Source organism: Pediococcus inopinatus, assembly GCF_002982135.1.
Classification (GTDB): domain Bacteria; phylum Bacillota; class Bacilli; order Lactobacillales; family Lactobacillaceae; genus Pediococcus; species Pediococcus inopinatus.
This window is the reverse complement of the sequence record NZ_CP019981.1, coordinates 195,852-210,064: the sequence shown is the minus strand read 5'-3', so window position 1 is coordinate 210,064 and position 14,213 is coordinate 195,852. Positions and strand designations below refer to the sequence as shown.

17 protein-coding genes and 1 riboswitch are annotated in these 14,213 nt (G+C 40.8%); of the genes, 9 read left to right on the top strand and 8 right to left on the bottom strand.

The features are described 5' to 3' along the window. Window positions 1-42 precede the first annotated feature (42 nt). The 6 genes from PI20285_RS01035 to PI20285_RS11575 all read left to right on the top strand — a co-directional run bounded on the left by PI20285_RS01035 (window position 43) and on the right by PI20285_RS11575 (window position 3,527). Window positions 43-339, top strand: a complete 297-nt coding sequence (locus PI20285_RS01035) for a thiamine-binding protein (protein ID WP_057773424.1) — start codon at window positions 43-45, stop codon at window positions 337-339. After that, window positions 311-1,075, top strand: a complete 765-nt coding sequence (locus PI20285_RS01030; protein WP_057773422.1) for an ABC transporter permease — start codon at window positions 311-313, stop codon at window positions 1,073-1,075. The genes PI20285_RS01035 and PI20285_RS01030 overlap by 29 nt, the downstream gene beginning before the upstream one ends. Further along, the gene (locus tag PI20285_RS01025; protein ID WP_057773420.1) at window positions 1,072-2,079 is read left to right on the top strand and encodes an ABC transporter substrate-binding protein; all 1,008 of its coding nucleotides are present in this window, start codon (window positions 1,072-1,074) and stop codon (window positions 2,077-2,079) included. Before PI20285_RS01030 ends, PI20285_RS01025 begins: the two co-directional genes overlap by 4 nt. A gap of 10 nt (window positions 2,080-2,089) precedes the next feature. Further along, window positions 2,090-2,824 (top strand): ABC transporter ATP-binding protein, encoded by a 735-nt coding sequence (locus PI20285_RS01020; protein WP_057773418.1) that lies wholly within the window; start codon window positions 2,090-2,092, stop codon window positions 2,822-2,824. Window positions 2,825-2,985: 161 nt separating this feature from the next. Continuing rightward, window positions 2,986-3,225, top strand: coding sequence for a hypothetical protein (locus PI20285_RS01015; RefSeq protein ID WP_057773416.1), 240 nt, complete (start codon window positions 2,986-2,988; stop codon window positions 3,223-3,225). A gap of 128 nt (window positions 3,226-3,353) precedes the next feature. Continuing rightward, window positions 3,354-3,527 carry a helix-turn-helix domain-containing protein gene (locus PI20285_RS11575; RefSeq protein WP_156406509.1) on the top strand — a complete coding sequence of 58 codons (174 nt, stop codon included), beginning with the start codon at window positions 3,354-3,356 and terminating at the stop codon, window positions 3,525-3,527. Between the two features lie 215 nt (window positions 3,528-3,742). Here the strand turns inward: PI20285_RS11575 and PI20285_RS01010 are convergent, their stop codons facing one another. Next, entirely contained in the window at window positions 3,743-3,943 is a 201-nt protein-coding gene (locus PI20285_RS01010) for a cold-shock protein (RefSeq protein ID WP_057749326.1), read from the bottom strand. 253 nt (window positions 3,944-4,196) lie between these two features. Between PI20285_RS01010 and PI20285_RS01005 the strand changes: the two genes are divergently transcribed. The 3 genes from PI20285_RS01005 to PI20285_RS00995 are packed head-to-tail and all read left to right on the top strand — an operon-like array spanning window position 4,197 to window position 6,194. Continuing rightward, window positions 4,197-4,886, top strand: coding sequence for a sunset domain-containing protein (locus tag PI20285_RS01005; protein ID WP_057773413.1), 690 nt, complete (start codon window positions 4,197-4,199; stop codon window positions 4,884-4,886). An 18-nt stretch (window positions 4,887-4,904) separates the two neighbouring features. Continuing rightward, entirely contained in the window at window positions 4,905-5,852 is a 948-nt protein-coding gene (locus PI20285_RS01000; protein ID WP_057773411.1) for a DNA/RNA non-specific endonuclease, read from the top strand. 9 nt (window positions 5,853-5,861) lie between these two features. Continuing rightward, complete coding sequence (locus PI20285_RS00995; RefSeq protein WP_057773409.1) at window positions 5,862-6,194, top strand: DsrE family protein; 333 nt, start codon at window positions 5,862-5,864, stop codon at window positions 6,192-6,194. A gap of 370 nt (window positions 6,195-6,564) precedes the next feature. Here the strand turns inward: PI20285_RS00995 and PI20285_RS00990 are convergent, their stop codons facing one another. The 7 genes from PI20285_RS00990 to lysA all read right to left on the bottom strand — a co-directional run bounded on the left by PI20285_RS00990 (window position 6,565) and on the right by lysA (window position 13,889). Next, window positions 6,565-7,626, bottom strand: coding sequence for an aspartate-semialdehyde dehydrogenase (locus tag PI20285_RS00990; protein WP_057773407.1), 1,062 nt, complete (start codon window positions 7,624-7,626; stop codon window positions 6,565-6,567). Window positions 7,627-7,661: 35 nt separating this feature from the next. After that, window positions 7,662-8,855, bottom strand: a complete 1,194-nt coding sequence (locus PI20285_RS00985) for an aminotransferase class I/II-fold pyridoxal phosphate-dependent enzyme (RefSeq protein ID WP_057773405.1) — start codon at window positions 8,853-8,855, stop codon at window positions 7,662-7,664. Between the two features lie 18 nt (window positions 8,856-8,873). Further along, window positions 8,874-9,656, bottom strand: coding sequence for a 4-hydroxy-tetrahydrodipicolinate reductase (gene dapB / locus PI20285_RS00980; RefSeq protein WP_057773403.1), 783 nt, complete (start codon window positions 9,654-9,656; stop codon window positions 8,874-8,876). Continuing rightward, window positions 9,649-10,572 (bottom strand): 4-hydroxy-tetrahydrodipicolinate synthase, encoded by a 924-nt coding sequence (dapA, locus tag PI20285_RS00975; protein WP_057773401.1) that lies wholly within the window; start codon window positions 10,570-10,572, stop codon window positions 9,649-9,651. The genes dapB and dapA overlap by 8 nt, the downstream gene beginning before the upstream one ends. Before the next feature lie 23 nt (window positions 10,573-10,595). After that, window positions 10,596-11,762 carry an N-acetyldiaminopimelate deacetylase gene (locus PI20285_RS00970; RefSeq protein WP_057773399.1) on the bottom strand — a complete coding sequence of 389 codons (1,167 nt, stop codon included), beginning with the start codon at window positions 11,760-11,762 and terminating at the stop codon, window positions 10,596-10,598. A gap of 4 nt (window positions 11,763-11,766) precedes the next feature. After that, window positions 11,767-12,477, bottom strand: a complete 711-nt coding sequence (gene dapD, locus PI20285_RS00965; RefSeq protein ID WP_057773397.1) for a 2,3,4,5-tetrahydropyridine-2,6-dicarboxylate N-acetyltransferase — start codon at window positions 12,475-12,477, stop codon at window positions 11,767-11,769. Window positions 12,478-12,581: 104 nt separating this feature from the next. Then, complete coding sequence (gene lysA / locus PI20285_RS00960; RefSeq protein ID WP_057773395.1) at window positions 12,582-13,889, bottom strand: diaminopimelate decarboxylase; 1,308 nt, start codon at window positions 13,887-13,889, stop codon at window positions 12,582-12,584. Window positions 13,890-13,992: 103 nt separating this feature from the next. Then, window positions 13,993-14,176, bottom strand: a riboswitch (Lysine riboswitch). Window positions 14,177-14,213: the final 37 nt, after the last annotated feature.

Below are 14,213 nucleotides of genomic sequence, written 5' to 3'. Positions count from 1 at the left end.
ACTCGTCGGCTTTTTATTTTGCATCAAGAAAGGATCGCAATTATGAATACAAGTGTCGCAATTCAAGTATTACCAATGTTAGAGGACGACAAAAAGGTCGTCGCCGTTGTCGATAAAGCAATTGAATACATTCAATCAACCGGAGTTACTTACGTGGTCGGTGCCTTTGAAACCACCATCGAAGGCGATTACGATCAGTTAATGGAAATCGTTAAAAACATCACAAAAATTGCCGCGGATGCAGGTGCACCCCAAGTGATGACTTACGTTAAGATTGACTATAAATCAGCAGGTAAGGTTTTAGGAATTCATGAAAAAACAGACAAGTATCAACATTAATTTTTTACCAGCCATCGTTATTCTATTGTTATTAATTGTCTGGCAGCTCATCAGTAGCTTTCAACTTGTTCCAACTTTCCTTCTGCCATCCCCACTAAGCGTTGTTACAGCGTTTGTGAGTGACTTTTCATTGCTCATGAGTAATGCTTGGGTAACTTTCTTAGAAGCCTTCTGGGGCCTATTATTGGGTATTTGTGGCGGTTTGCTAATTGCTATCTTGATGGATCTCTTTAACCCCCTTTACAAAGCTGTTTATCCGTTATTAGTAATCAGCCAAACTGTGCCAACCGTGGCAATCGCGCCTTTACTCATTTTATGGCTCGGCTATGGAATGTTGCCAAAAATTGTCTTGGTTATTCTTACGACGTTTTTTCCAGTCGCAGTTGAGATGCTGACTGGTTTTCGTTCCACGGACCCAGACTTAATTAAACTCATGCAAACCATGGGAGCTAGCAAATGGAAACTATATTATTATGTAAAATTTCCTAGTTCCTTAAATCATTTCTTTGCTAGTTTGAAAATTTCTGTATCTTATGCGATCGTCAGCGCAGTCGTTTCTGAATGGGTAGGCGGATTTAACGGCCTTGGGGTTTACATGACCCGCGTCATGAAGGCTTACGCCTATGATAAAATGTTTGCCGTAATTTTTCTGATTTCGGCATTAAGTCTTCTGCTCATTTGGCTCGTATCTTATGTTCAGCGAAAAGTTATGCCCTGGGAGGTAACCAAAAAATGAAACAAGATGGACGCAAATGGCTAATCGTACTGTTCAGTTTTTCTTTGATTGTGATTTTCAGTGGATGTCAGTCTAAACAAACCAAGTCCAAAAACCGGACAATTACGGTCGTTTTAGACTGGACGCCAAACACCAACCACACTGGGATGTATGTGGCAAAACAAAAAGATTACTATAAAAAATATCATTTGAATGTAAAATTTATCCAACCACCTAAAGATGGTGCGGAACAGCTTGTTGCTAGTGGCAAGGCTGACTTTGGTATTTCTGCTCAAGATACTTTTGCAGGCGCGATTGCTCGAAAGAATCCATTACCAATCACTACCATTGCCGGGATTATTCAACACAATACCTCTGGAATTATGTCGCGAAAAGCCGATGACATTACCTCTCCCCAAAAAATGATGGGAAAACGCTATTCTACCTGGGATTTGCCCATTGAACAGGCAACGATCAAACAGGTGGTTAATGACGATAACGGTAACTACAAAAAATTAAAGTTAATTCCGAATAACATCACCGATGAAGTTGCCGCGTTAAAGGCAAAACAGACAGACGATATTTGGGTATTTTATGGATGGGCCGGTCAAAATGCTAAAGTTAAAAACTTTCCAATTAATTACTTCTCGTTTCGATCTTTGAATAAAGTTTTCGATTATTACACACCAACCCTAATCAGTAACAATAGCTTTTTAAAGAAGAATCCCCAAGTTGCCAAAGACTTCATGAAAGCCACAACGAAGGGCTATAATTACGCTTCTAAACACCCTCATCAATCAGCTGATATTTTAATGGACCAGGTTCCAGAACTCAAAAGTAATCGTAAACTCATATATGCCAGTCAAGCTTATCTGTCTAAGCAGTATTCTCTTGGTTCAACCCAATGGGGAAAAATCAGTGCAAATCGCTGGAACGGGTTTTATACTTGGCTAAATCAACATAATTTAGTTTCCGTAAAACTCAAAAAAGATCAAGGATTCACGAATAAATATCTTCCAAAATGAGGTTTTCACTATGGTATTATTGCAAACACAGCACATCACTAAAAACTATGAAGAACGAAAAATTCTCTCGGATGTGAATATCCACCTCAATCAAGGCGAACTAGTCAGCATTCTCGGAATTAGCGGGATCGGTAAAACTACCCTGTTTAATATCGTTGCCGGTCTGGAAGCTCCTCAATCCGGTCAGGTACTGCTTGAAAATCAGACAATCACTAATACCACTGGACATATTAGTTATATGTTGCAAAAGGATCTCTTACTTCCCTATCGAACAATCATGGGAAACATCATTTTACCAGCGCTTATGCAAAACATTCCTAAAAAAGAAGCGGAAGCTAAGGCAGCTCCTTTTTTAGGAATTTTCGGTTTAGAGAAAACTGAAAACTTATATCCAAGTGCTTTATCTGGCGGGATGCGGCAGCGAGCTGCTCTATTGCGAACCTACATGTTCTCAAAAGAAGTCTCATTATTGGATGAACCTTTTAGTGCCTTAGACGAAATCACCAAACGTCAAGTTCACAGTTGGTATCTTGAATTAATGAAAAAAATTGATTTATCCACCCTGCTAATCACCCATGATGTTGATGAAGCCATTCTGTTATCAGATCGTATTTACATTTTAAGCGGTCGTCCGGCCTCCATTACTAAAGAAATTACGATTGAGCCAGATTTAAAGAAACAGCCGGAATTTGATCTCAGTGCTGATTTCTTAGCCTACAAACGTGAAATCTTAAATCTATTATAGAAAGCAAAAGATTCGGCAATTAATCAGTCGAATCTTTTGCTTTCTATAACATTCTAGTATATATTTTATTTAAGTTGGACAATGAGCGATATGGTAGCTACTAAAAATTTTACTTGCACTGTTTAATCTATCTGAAATATATCTAAAAGGGAGTTGTTTTCATGGCAAACGAAGTTGTACTTTTCAATCCTGGAGACTCTTTAGGAAATTTTCACGATTATAATGAGGCTATTCGAAGCGGACAGCTGTACAAAAATAAAGATAAAACGCCCCATGAAATTGTCATTGCTACAGATCCCAAAAGTGACGAAGACTATTTGGTCTTTTATGTCAAAGATGCTGTTGACCCAGCAACTAAGAACCATCACGGTACTCAATACAACATCTCAAAACATATCTAAAAACTTTCGCGGAATTTGCAACAAAAGGAGGACCCGCAATGACCTTTGCAGATCAACTTATTAGGCAACGCAAACGGGCCGGCTACACAAGAAGCGCCTTGGCCAAATAATTAGAAGTTAGTCCTGATTTGATTACTGAATGGGAACACGGCGAAGCGGAACCAAATTTAGATGATTTAGTCAAACTTCATTCAATCTATCAAATTAGCTTGGATGAACTGGTTTTAAGCACAAAGCCCTACAAAACGGTGAGCGCTTCTAAGTGGTTAAATCAGTTTGATCGTGCTTTAAAGAAAAAGTAGTTCATTTCTATATCAAAATAACCCCTGTAATTTTACAATTACAGGGGTTATTTTGTACGCCCAGCTTTAGTAGACATCGACATTAGAGCCGAATTCAGCCTCTAAATCTTCTAATAACGTATGTTGTTCTGTTTTGCATTCTTTGTCAGAATATTTAATAAATAAAACCTCGCTTTTTAATTTGCCTAAGAAGTAACTTATCAGGCGCGAAAGCTTTACTGTTTTTGAACGTTAACAGCTTGTGGTCCACGGTCACTGTCTTCAACGTCGAAAGTAACTTCTTGGTTTTCTTCCAATGTCTTAAAGCCGTCGCCTTGAATAGCTGAGAAGTGAACGAATACATCGTCACCATTTTCGCGATTGATAAAACCAAATCCCTTATCAGGGTTAAACCATTTAACTTTTCCTTTTTCCATGTGAATGAATCCTCCTTGCGCAATGCGCGTTTTAAAAATTTTTGTATCCCACAAGCCAATTACGAAAGGAGTGACGCTCTTAGAACTCCGTACCCTTAATAACCAAACTGATAAAACACATTACATAAAGCTTAACAGGAATCCCCTTTTCTTACAAACAAAACGACTCGTACAAATTCGTCTATCTCCAGTGTTCCCTATTGTTTTGCGTCCTACAGCCAGGTATGATAGTTAATAGGGAGTGAAGTTTATTATGAATAATTTTTTTGCGGGGTTACTCGCACTTAGTTTTCTAGGAATGATAATTTTGGAGATTATCTTCCTATACAATAAAGTTACGCATCATTTGCTTTTTCATGTGCCAAATAAAAGAAATAAAACATTTCTTTTGTGCGCATTACTAATTTTTTGTGTATCAATTTTTGGATTTCAGAGCACTAATCCGGCTCCATCAACTGCCAAACCACCTGTAAAAAAAATCTACAAAACTAAAACTGTGGGTAAAAAAGATTTGGCTTCTGCCAGAATTCAAGCCTACCAGCTCGAAAAAGATTCTTCAAAAGTAGACAAGCAATCTAAGTCCGTTGAAAAGCTGGTCGACAAAGTTAGTTCACAAAAAGTAGTCTCCTCTGAAGCTATCTCTTCAGAAAAAGCGGCTTCTTCTGAGTCCATTGCTTCACAAAAAGCAGACAGTGTGTCAGAAAGTCAGCAGGCAAAAAAAGCATCTCAGCAAGCTCAGGCTTCGAGTTCCACCAAAGCCAACCGCACTTCTACTCAAGGCGATTTAGACACTGGGAATACTCAAAAAATTGTCGGCAATGTAAATTCTAAAATTTACCATACACCCGATCAAGCCGGCTACCATATGAGTTACAAAAACGCGATCTATTTTAATACCGAGGCTGAAGCTCAAGCCGCAGGATATCGAAAAGCCAAAAGATAGTCAGGAGAGAATTTGAGTATGTTTATTGGAATTATATTTTTAATTATTGGTCTCTTCGCCATCATTGTGGCCTTCCGTCAACGTAAGGACTGCCTTTGGTTCGCTCTTCTAGCAATCATTACCTTGTTATTGAGTTGGAATCAGGCAGGTACATATGCGCGCCACAAGTCTAATCATTTAAAAGATGTTATGTCGACCAAAGTGGTAACCCGGGTTGACTCAAATGCGTCTAAACTGGCAACTTCATTAGAATCTAAAAACAGCAAATTGGAAAGCACCCTTTCGTCACGCTCATCTTCTTTAAAAAAGAAAGCAGGCAGTCTTCATTTATCAATTGCCAAATCACAATCAGACACCAGTAAAACAAGTAGTACCCCTTCGACTAGTCAGGCTGAATTAGCCACTAAGCAATATGCCGGACAGCAAACAATTACCATTAATCAAAATGAGCCTGATTTTTCAAATACTGACCTCTCAACTAGCCGTGGCGCCTGGCAAACATATGGCAATTTGGATAGTTATAATCGCGTTTCCGCCGCTAATGCCCTTTTGAACAAGCGCCTCATGCCAAAAACAGAACGTGAATCATTGGATGTTGATCCCACTGGTTGGCATAATAAACGGACAAGTAACGGTTGGTTATACAATCGATGTCATTTAATCGGCTATCAATTGACTGGTCAAAATAATAACGCTAAAAATTTAATGACTGGTACGCGTTCTTTAAATGATCCCGAAATGACCACTTACGAAAACGAAGTAGCCGCCTACGTTAAGGAAAATAAAAATCATTACGTTCGCTATCGTGTGACCCCTGTCTTCCGCGGAACAGAATTAGTTGCTCGTGGGATTCACATGGAAGGTCAATCGATTGGTAGTAATGCTGTTCATTTCAATGTTTATATTTTTAATATTGAATCTGGTTATACAATTAATTATCAAACTGGAACTAGCGTAAAGAAATGAGGCTAAGCTATGAAAATTGTTTTTCATATTGATGAACGTGAGAAATGGCAATCAGCCCTTTCAAACATAAAAAATGCAATTAATTTTTCCAAAGAACAACAGATACGCATTGATTTGATCGTTGTTGTAAACGGCCCAGCCATTAGTGATTACTTAACGCCGGAAATTGGTCGATTCATTGAAAACGCAAAAGACTTGGTGAGCTTCCATGCTTGTCAAAATGCAATGAATAGCCATCAAATTCAGGCAAGTCAGTTACCCCGAGCCGTCAAAGTTGTGCCGGCCGGCATCATTGATTTGGCACAGCTTCAAGACCAAGGATATCGCTATATCAAGCCATAATTCAGTTTGAATAAGCCTGGCAAATGCTGATAAATTGTGTTTATTCTCCTAGTTGTCAATTTTTTAGAGACGTCGGAAATAAAATCAGAAAAAACTATTGCCTTGGTATAGAAGTCTTTTACTTCTATACCAAGGCGATAGTTTTTTAATATTTCGCGTCGTTTTGAGGACAGCTCCACAAATCAGACCAAAAAATATAAGCAAGGTTCACAGCCGGGATGCGATCCCGACCTCCGCCTTGCCTTAATTTTTTCCGCTAAACTTGAGGACAGCTCCACAAATCAAACCAAAAAATATAAGCAAGGTTCCCAGCGGGATGCGATCCCGCTTCCACCTTGCTTATATTTTTTGGTCTAACGATTTGTTACGCTCACTTTATTCTCACTAGTTTCTTTTCCACCAACTTCTCCGCAATCTGCACCGTATTCCACGCAGCACCCTTCAACAAGTTATCCGAAACCACCCACATATGATAACTTCCTGGATTCTCTTGATCACCACGCACTCGGCCCACAAACGTCTCTCGTTTGCCTTCTGCATTAATCGGTTGTGGATACAACTGTTGGTCTGGATCATCCTGCAACACAACCCCAGGAGCCTTTGCCAATGCTTCTTGAATCTTCTCGCGACTCGCCTGCTTTGGATCAGCCACCTCAAAGTACACCGTCTCGCCATGTCCAATTCCAACCGGAACGCGGACGCAAGTTGCCGTCACCTTGATATCTGGGGCATCCATATCATCCAACATGATTTTCTTTGTTTCATGGATCATTTTCCACTCTTCATGTGTATAGCCATCATCTTCAAAAACATCAATTTGAGGTAAGAGATTAAAAGCCAATGGATAATGCTTTGCCCCACCCTTTACAGGAAAAATAGTACTTTGCATTTCTTTGCCATCTAAATGTTCCTGAGCTTGGGTATTCATCTCGTTCCAAGCCTGTTGACCCGCACCAGATGCAGCCTGATACGTAGATACTATCACTTGTTTTAATCCAAATGCCTTACGAATGGGTTCCAACGCAACCACCATCTGGATCGTTGAACAGTTTGGATTAGCAATAATCCCATGGTGTCGGTTAAGAGCCTCCGCATTGACCTCAGGCACAACCAACGGCACAGCAGGGTCCATTCGAAATGCGCTCGTGTTATCCACACAAACAGCACCCCGTTTAACCGCTTCTGGCAATAGACGCTTGGAAACATCCCCACCTGCAGATGCCAATACTAAATCAACACCTTCAAAAGATTCTGGTTTAGCTTCTTCAACCACTACTGGTGCATCCCGGAACTTCAATTGTTTCCCAGCTGATCTTGCTGAAGCTAAAAATTTTATTGATTTCACTGGAATAGTAGATTGCTCTAACTGTTGAATTAAACGCGTTCCGACAGCACCTGTTGCACCTAAAATAGCCACATTATATTCGCCCATTTAATTTTCCTCTTTACTTGATGAATTTTTAGTACCTAAGCCACACTTGTTTTAGCAGCCATGAAACCCTTCATATTTGTCATTGCAGCATGCAAATCTTCCACACTTGCCGCATACGATAAACGGATGTAGCCTTCACCACCAGGTCCAAACGCGCTTCCTGGAATCACACCAACTTTGCCATCTTGAGCAAGCTCGGTCGCAAAATCAACTGAATTTTGCGTAAAGGCCGCTGGAATCTTGGCAAAAATATAGAAGGCACCTTTTGGTGGAACCGTTTCGAAACCTAATTTATCTAAGCAATCAATCACATAGTCCCGACTCTTTTTATACTGCACACACATTTTTTGAGGATCTTCCAAGCCATTTGCTAAGGCTTCTGCAGCTGCTGCTTGGGCTGGATTTGAAGGCGCTGTGACTAAAAAGGCATGCATTTTAGCTGCGTTTTTAACAAAATCAGCCGGGGCCGCGATATAACCAATTCGATATCCAGTCATGGCATGTGATTTTGACAAACCATTAATTAAAATTGTTTGTTCTGGAATCATTGCTGCAATTGAATGATGGGTAATATCATATGTAAGTTCGCTATAAATTTCATCTGCGATAACAAACATTTGTTTTGTAGCAATCACGTCTGCTAACCCTTGTAATTCAGCCTCTGTGTATTCCACACCCGTTGGATTATTCGGATAGGTCAAGATGATTGCTTTAACAGCATCGCCTTCATTGGCAAGGGTTTCTTCTAAACGTTGTGGCGTTAGCACAAAGTTATCGTTTGAGGTATCTACTTCAACCGGAATTCCACCTGCAATAGTAATCAAGGGCACATACAAAGCAAACGCTGGGGTTGGCACAATGACTTTATCACCAGGGTTCAAAATTGCCATTAAGCTGGCGGCTAAGGCCTCTGTGGCCCCAATTGTAGTGACAATTTCCGTATCTGCATCGTAATCCAAATCGTAACGAGTTTTTAGAAATCCACTAATGGCATTTCGCAATGCGGGAGTTCCCTTTTGAGCCGAATAATGAGAATCATTATTACGAATGCTCTCTACTGCGGCCTCTTTGACGTGTTCTGGGGTGTTAAAACCGGGTTCGCCCAAAGTCAATTTAACTAGTCCAGGAATACCTGTCACCTTTTGGTCAAAAGCACGAATCCCAGATGGCCCGATCGAATCTAAACGTTGATTAACTTGATTTTCTAAAGCTGCATTTAATTTTGGCATTCTACCACTCCTTAATTTTTACGATAAAACGTTCTCTAAACCGACGACCAATTCAGATAGTTTCCCGACATTTTTAACGGCTACTTCCACACCCTTCATGAAGGAATCGCGGATAAAGGAATCTTGACGAATCGTTAAGGCTTCTCCTTCACTACCGAATAAAACCTGTTCATGAGCCACGTATCCTGGTAACCGTACTGAATGAATTCTGATCCCTTTATAATTACCACCACGAGCACCTGGTAAGGTTTCTTCAAACTTGGCATTATCAGCCGCTTGGGGCTCACGGGCTTCACTAATTTGTTTTGCAGTACTTAAAGCAGTCCCTGAAGGAGCATCGATTTTATCAGCATGGTGCATTTCAATAATTTCTGCTTCAGGGAAATATTGAGCAGCTTCTTTTGCAAATTTCATCAACAAAACGGCCGAAATTCCAAAGTTAGGCACAATCAGTCCAGCCATATGCTGATCTTTTGCGTAGGCTTTGAGATCTTCAACTTGTTGATCCGATAAACCACTCGTTCCCACTACCGGGCGAATTTGATGACCCAAGGCAAATTTAGTATTTTCAAAAACTGCTTTTGGTGTGCTGAAATCAATCCACACATCGGCATCCGTCTTGATGTTCGTAAGATCATTAAATACCTGAACCTCATCTGCTAAATCATAGCTGGCTGGCTGTAAATCAGTGACTACCGGGCTGTATACAGCAACTAATTGAAAGTCTTTTGTGTCATTCACAAGTTTGACGGCTTTTTGGCCCATCGAACCATTAAATCCCGCAATAATTATTTTAATCATCTGCAACTCCTAACTCGCCTAAATCAGTTATTTCCAAGGCTTCCTCATTTAATCCCAAAGCTTTTGCCAATGTTTGGCGCTCTTCGTGATTCAATGGCAAGATCGGTAAACGACTACCGCCCACTTGAAATCCTTGGGCCTTCAAAACAGCCTTAACAGGTGATGGTGATGGATAAAGGAATAAAGCTTCCATTTTAGGGGTCAAACGCCGTTGTAAACTTGCCGCTAACTCTCTGTTACCCTCATAAAGGGCATCCAACATTGCGCGCATATCTTTTCCATATATATGCGCCGCTACAGAAACCACCCCGTTTGCGCCAATCGCAATCCCGGGTAATGTTTGTGCATCTTCACCTGTGTAGACCATGAAATCATCTGGGGTATTTTGAACTAAGTATTCCAAATCCTCTAAGGAAGTACACTGTTTAACCGCCTGAATATTTGGATGTTGTGCTAACTGAACAACCGTCTCATTTTGCATGGTGACACCCGTTCGACCAGGAATGTTATAAATTGCAACTGGAATTGGTGACTGATCGGCAACAGTTGTAAAATGAGCAACCATCCCGCGTTGATTAGGTTTATTGTAATAAGGGACAACCACAAGAGCCATATGAATGCCCTTAATTTGGCCAACTTCTTTAGTGAAACGGGCCGTTTCTAAGGTGTTGTTACTACCAGTCCCAGCAATGATTGGTCCTCGTCCATCAACGATTTCAGCAAACCGGGTATACAATTCAATTTTTTCATCATGCGTTAAATTAGGAGTTTCCCCTGTAGTTCCACCAATAATAAAGCCCCGACTACCAGTATCAAAAAGATGATTGGTTAATGTTTTTAAAGCCGGAAAATCGATTTGCCCCTGATCATCAAACGGCGTCACAATCGCAGTTAAAATATCTGCATTTTTAAACATAATTTTATTTCCTTTCATATTGATTATTTATTCATTCGATCTAGTAAGAATCCCGTAATGGCACTAACTCCAAGCTGAATCGCTTTTAGATTCGGTTTTAATGTGGCTGAATGCAACTGTGAGGCATCTTCAACTCCCAGCCAAAACATGGTCCCTGGAAACTTCGCTAATAGGTACCCAAAATCTTCTCCAGTCATTGCCGGCTGCGTTTCAACAAATTGCACATTCTCTGCTTGTTTCATATAGGAAATAAAGTTTTTCGTTAAAGCCGAATTATTTTCAACTGGCCAGTAACCACCTTGGTTAAGTTTCACTTCCACTGTTGCTTGATAGCTCTGGGCAATCCCATTCGCAACTTCTTTGATCCGCTGATCAATGTGTTCAATCATCGTTTGCGTCAAACCGCGAATGGTTCCTTCCAAATGGGCCCGGCCCGCAATCACATTGCGAATCGTTCCAGCTTCAAACTTGCCAAACGTAATTACGCCGCCTTCGATGGGATCCACGCTTCGTGACACGATCGTTTGCACCTGATTAATAAACTGGCTAGCAGCCACAACCATATCGTTAGCATCTTGGGGAAATGCTGCATGGCCACCTTTGCCATAAAAATCAACATCAACTTCGGTAGTGCCAGCAAACAATGTGCCCATCCGACAGCCAATTGCTCCTACTGGTAAATCAGGATTATCATGGAGTCCATAAAATTCATCAGGACGCCATTTACCAGTAAACACATTTTTTTCATAAGCTGTTTTTCCGCCATTCAAGCTCTCTTCAGCTGGTTGAAAGAAAAACAAAAGATTGTCTTTAGGCTGATGACTGGCAAAATAACTCAGTGTGCCCAAAGCAACTGACATATGAATATCATGTCCGCAAGCGTGCATCACATTTGGATGTGTTGAAGCGAACGGCAAATCCGTTTCTTCCTTTACTGGCAAACCATCAATATCTGTCCTATAACCAACGGTTCGTTTTGGCGCACTCCCATGAACTAAAACTAATAGGGCCGTTGGCATTTGCGCTGGCGTTGTAATCTCTAAGTTTGTTTGGTCAAATTGACGAATAATTTTTTCTAAATAAGCATGCGTTTGAACTTCTTGCATTGCTAACTCTGGGATTTGATGTAAATCCTGATAGATTTGAATTAGTTGCGACTCTGTTAGCGGTTCTTGGCTTTTATTTTCCATTGGCTTACAGCTTTCTTAACGTGTCCTCTAGTTCTGTTTTTGATCGTGTTTGGTCGTCAATATCCTTCATCTTGCGAGCAGGAACTCCGGCTACCATCGTGTTAGGGTCAACGTCTTTGGTCACAACCGCACCAGCTGCCACAACTGCGCCTTTACCGACATGCACTCCTTCTAAAACAACGGCGTTTGCGCCAATCATCACATCATCATCAATCCGAACTGGTTCAGCTGATGCCGGTTCAACAACCCCTGCTAAAACTGTTCCGGCTCCAATGTGTGCGTGTTTACCAACCGTTGCTCGACCACCCATGACAACGCCCATATCAATCATCGTGTCTTCACCGATTTCTGCACCAATGTTGATTAAGGCTCCCATCATAATCACGGCATTGTCACCAATAACAACTTGATCACGAATGATGGCACCTGGTTCAATACGAGCATTGATATTTTTGGTGTCCAACAAAGGTACAGCCGTATTGCGACCATCATTTTCAACAACGTAATCATCAATTACTGCTTTGTTTGCTTCAAGAAAAGGTTTTACGTCGGCCCAGTCACCGAAAATTGTTCCAGCCTTGGATTCTACAAAACTTTGAATAACGTTCGGAAAATCAAGTTTATCCAAGTTACCTTTTAAGTAAACTTTCACCGCCGTTTTCTTTTTAGCATTACTAATAAAATCAATAATTTCACGTGCGTCTAACTGTGCCATATCTTGAACCTACCCTTCGAATTTTGTGTGTATGTATATTTTAAGATTGCCGGATTAAGCCAACCTTAAAAAATTATTTTTACTCTTCTTCTATTATACGACATCTAAATGTAATCCTGATCCAAACTCACCAGGTCTTCGTAACTTTCTCGTTTAACAACCACTTTGGCTTGCCCGTTTTCGACAAACACTACGGCCGGGCGCGGATTCCGATTATAATTGGAGGCCATTGAATACCCGTAAGCACCGGTTGATAAGATTGCCAAGGTATCCCCAGGTTGAGATTTTGGCAACGCCTGTTTTTGAATCAAAACATCCCCGGATTCGCAATATTTTCCGGCTACTCGTACCGTTTCTTCATTTTCATCAGCGGCCCGGTTGGCTAAAACAGCTTCATAATCTGCTTGATACAAAGCCGGACGAATATTGTCGCCCATGCCCCCATCGACCGTTACATATGGTAAGTGTCCCGGAACTGCTTTTCGAGAACCTACTGTGTATAAACTGTAACCGGCAGGACCCACAATGGAGCGGCCAGGTTCAATCCAAATTGCAGGCATATTCAATTGACGAAGTGCAACTCGTTTTTGAACCGCTTTAACAATCGCATCAACAAACCTTTCTGGTGCAATTGGATCATCATCTTTGGTGTAACGAATACCAAACCCACCACCTACATTTAGAACCTGAATATCCAAATCAAACTTGGCTTGCCAATCTGCTGCCAAATCAACTAATTTATTGGCCGCCATCACAAATCCTTCAACTTCAAAAATCTGTGAGCCAATATGGGCATGAATTCCGAGCATCGTCATACGATGATTAGCTAAAACCTGTTGCAAAGCTTCTTCAGCTTGCCCCGATTGGATATCAAAACCAAATTTGCTGTCTTCTTGACCAGTTTGATCGTACTTGTGCGTGTGGGCAGAAATTCCGGGAGTTAAACGTAACATGACGTTTATGGTCTGATCCTTTTCTGCCAAAATTTCACTAAGTAATTGAATTTCATAAAAATTATCTAAAATTACGACCCCAATTTGCTGGTCAACTGCCATTTCCAGTTCGGCCCGCGACTTGTTGTTCCCATGGAAACTAATTTTGTCCATCGGGAATCCCGCTTTAATAGCCGTATACAATTCTCCACCTGAAACGACGTCAATATGCCCTTTTTCTTGGGCAACAACTTGAAACATGCCAACTGTCGCAAACGCTTTGCTGGCGTAGCTCACTTCATAGGCAACTTGATCTTCTTCAAACACCCGACTAAAATTTTGAATCTGTTGGCGAATCTTCGCAACATCATAGGCAATCAATGGTGTGCCGAATTGATGTGCCAAGTCGGCAGCATCAATCCCACCAATTGTTAAATGTCCCGCTGCATTAATTTTTTGAATTCCTAACTGCTTATCCATTGTATTTCTCCTGTTATTTTGCCATTTTAAAATAAAAAAAGGAATCTTTTTGTTTTGCGCAAACAAAAATATCCCAGAATTAAGTTCTCGTTATTCTGTATCAATTGTCGATAGCGCCCCGCAGCCGACATGTTTTGCTGCGACAGTCCGTAGTCTCTTAAACTGCGTCCCAGCTAACTAAATCTCTATCCAGATTCAGCGCTTCGGCAACCGCCCCTTTTACAAGCTTCTAAGTTTGATAGAAACTCAGCTTGTGACTCATGTTGGTTGCAACCTCTTAAATTATTAAAAAGTTTATAATACTTTTCACAGATAGTCAACCCT

What these genes read in the sequence shown, in the direction of transcription:
- PI20285_RS01035 (WP_057773424.1), top strand. Translation starts at nt 43, where the DNA reads ATGAATACAAGTGTCGCAATTCAAGTATTACCAATGTTAGAGGACGAC.
- PI20285_RS01030 (WP_057773422.1), top strand. Translation starts at nt 311, where the DNA reads ATGAAAAAACAGACAAGTATCAACATTAATTTTTTACCAGCCATCGTT.
- PI20285_RS01025 (WP_057773420.1), top strand. Translation starts at nt 1,072, where the DNA reads ATGAAACAAGATGGACGCAAATGGCTAATCGTACTGTTCAGTTTTTCT.
- PI20285_RS01020 (WP_057773418.1), top strand. Translation starts at nt 2,090, where the DNA reads ATGGTATTATTGCAAACACAGCACATCACTAAAAACTATGAAGAACGA.
- PI20285_RS01015 (WP_057773416.1), top strand. Translation starts at nt 2,986, where the DNA reads ATGGCAAACGAAGTTGTACTTTTCAATCCTGGAGACTCTTTAGGAAAT.
- PI20285_RS01010 (WP_057749326.1), bottom strand. Translation starts at nt 3,943, where the DNA reads ATGGAAAAAGGAAAAGTTAAATGGTTTAACCCTGATAAGGGATTTGGT.
- PI20285_RS01005 (WP_057773413.1), top strand. Translation starts at nt 4,197, where the DNA reads ATGAATAATTTTTTTGCGGGGTTACTCGCACTTAGTTTTCTAGGAATG.
- PI20285_RS01000 (WP_057773411.1), top strand. Translation starts at nt 4,905, where the DNA reads ATGTTTATTGGAATTATATTTTTAATTATTGGTCTCTTCGCCATCATT.
- PI20285_RS00995 (WP_057773409.1), top strand. Translation starts at nt 5,862, where the DNA reads ATGAAAATTGTTTTTCATATTGATGAACGTGAGAAATGGCAATCAGCC.
- PI20285_RS00990 (WP_057773407.1), bottom strand. Translation starts at nt 7,626, where the DNA reads ATGGGCGAATATAATGTGGCTATTTTAGGTGCAACAGGTGCTGTCGGA.
- PI20285_RS00985 (WP_057773405.1), bottom strand. Translation starts at nt 8,855, where the DNA reads ATGCCAAAATTAAATGCAGCTTTAGAAAATCAAGTTAATCAACGTTTA.
- dapB (WP_057773403.1), bottom strand. Translation starts at nt 9,656, where the DNA reads ATGATTAAAATAATTATTGCGGGATTTAATGGTTCGATGGGCCAAAAA.
- dapA (WP_057773401.1), bottom strand. Translation starts at nt 10,572, where the DNA reads ATGTTTAAAAATGCAGATATTTTAACTGCGATTGTGACGCCGTTTGAT.
- PI20285_RS00970 (WP_057773399.1), bottom strand. Translation starts at nt 11,762, where the DNA reads ATGGAAAATAAAAGCCAAGAACCGCTAACAGAGTCGCAACTAATTCAA.
- dapD (WP_057773397.1), bottom strand. Translation starts at nt 12,477, where the DNA reads ATGGCACAGTTAGACGCACGTGAAATTATTGATTTTATTAGTAATGCT.
- lysA (WP_057773395.1), bottom strand. Translation starts at nt 13,889, where the DNA reads ATGGATAAGCAGTTAGGAATTCAAAAAATTAATGCAGCGGGACATTTA.